General features: G+C 61.9%; 2 protein-coding genes. Both read left to right on the top strand.

The genetic code is table 11. The features are described 5' to 3' along the window. Positions 1-483, top strand: a 483-nt coding sequence (locus tag JQ629_RS36875; protein ID WP_283815992.1) for a flagellin, incomplete at its 5' end; no start/stop codon positions are given. Between the two features lie 193 nt (positions 484-676). Continuing rightward, on the top strand, positions 677-1,804 hold a 1,128-nt coding region (locus JQ629_RS36880; protein ID WP_212416789.1), incomplete at its 3' end, for a flagellin N-terminal helical domain-containing protein.

Raw genomic sequence — 1,804 nt, forward strand, 5'->3', positions numbered from 1 at the left:
CAGTACAATGACATCATCACCCAGGTCACGACGACATCGCAGGATGCGTCGTTCAACGGCATCAACCTGCTGAACGGTGACGATCTCAAGCTGACCTTCAACGAGACCGGCAAGTCCACCCTGAACATCAAGGGCGTGACCTTCAACGCAGCGGGCCTCGGCCTCGCTTCGCTGACCTCGGGCACGGACTTCCTGGACAATTCGTCCGCGAACGCCGCACTGACCAAGCTCAGCGCCGCCAGCACCGTGCTTCGCACCCAGGCGTCGTCACTCGGTTCGAACCTGTCGGTCGTGCAGATCCGCCAGGACTTCAACAAGAACCTGATCAACGTGCTGCAGACCGGCTCGTCCAACCTGACGCTGGCCGATACCAACGAGGAAGCGGCCAACAGCCAGGCGCTGTCGACCCGCCAGTCGATCGCGGTGTCCGCGCTGGCGCTCGCCAACCAGTCGCAGCAGAGCGTGCTCCAGCTCCTGCGCTGATTTCGACCACGTCTCAGGATCAAGCGGCGGGGGAAACCCCGCCGCTTTTTTGTGTTCCAGGGCCAAAACGGGGCGAAAAAGCGTGGCGCGCCCTCCGGTAAGGAAGCGTTAATCACATCGCTTAAGCCGGCGTTTACCTTAATTTAAAGGAAGCTGACTAGAACTGAGGACATAAACTAGGAAAGTTTGACACATGTCCGTTGTTCTTTCGGCCTCGGTTCGCCAGAACCTGCTCTCGCTTCAGTCGACCGCGGACCTGCTCGCCACCACGCAGAACCGCCTCTCGTCCGGCAAGAAGGTCAATACGGCGCTCGACAATCCTACCAACTACTTCACTGCCGCGGGGCTCGACAACCGGGCCAGCGACATCAACAACCTGCTCGATGGCATCGGCAACGGCGTGCAGGTCCTGCAGGCCGCCAACACCGGCCTCACCTCGCTCCAGAAGCTGGTCGATACCGCGAAGTCGATCGCCAACCAGGTGCTGCAGACGACCGCCGGCTATTCTCCCAAATCCAGCGTCACCAGCGGCGCGAACGCCGGGGGAACCTCAGCCAACCTGCTGGGCGCCACGCTTGCGCAGGGCGACGTCCTGACGATCGCAGCGACCGGCGGCGGCACGGCGTCGAGCATCACGTTCGGTACCGGCGGGGCGGAGGTTGATACGCTGAACGAACTCAACGCGGCTCTGGCACCCAACAATCTGCAGGCTTCGGTTGACGACACCACCGGCAAGATCACGATCACAACGATCAACGACGCGGCTTCGGCCACCGTCGGCGCGCTCGCGGGCACCGCGACCGGTGCGGGCAAGGCATTCCTGCCGGCTTCGGTGGTCACCGTCGCACCGGTCGCCGATGCGGCTTCGCAGACCATTCGCTCCAACCTGGTGGCCCAGTACAACAACATCATCGCCCAGATCACGACGACAGCGCAGGATGCCTCGTTCAATGGCATCAACCTGCTGAACGGCGACGATCTCAAGCTAACCTTCAACGAGACCGGCAAGTCCATATTGAACATCAAGGGCGTGACGTTTGGCGCGGCGGGCCTTGGCCTTGCTCCGCTGGTGGCGGGCACCGACTTCCTGGACAATGCCTCGGCCAAGGCGACGATTGCCAAGATAAGCAATGCGTCGGACATGTTGCGGACGCAGGCCTCTTCACTCGGTTCCAACCTGTCGGTCGTGCAGATCCGCCAGGACTTCAACAAGAACCTGATTAACGTATTGCAAAACGGCTCGGCCAACCTGACGCTGGCCGATACCAACGAGGAAGCGGCCAACAGCCAGGCGCTGTCGACCCGCCAGTCGATCGCGGTG

This window comes from Bradyrhizobium sp. AUGA SZCCT0222 (assembly GCF_018130205.1).
Classification (GTDB): domain Bacteria; phylum Pseudomonadota; class Alphaproteobacteria; order Rhizobiales; family Xanthobacteraceae; genus Bradyrhizobium.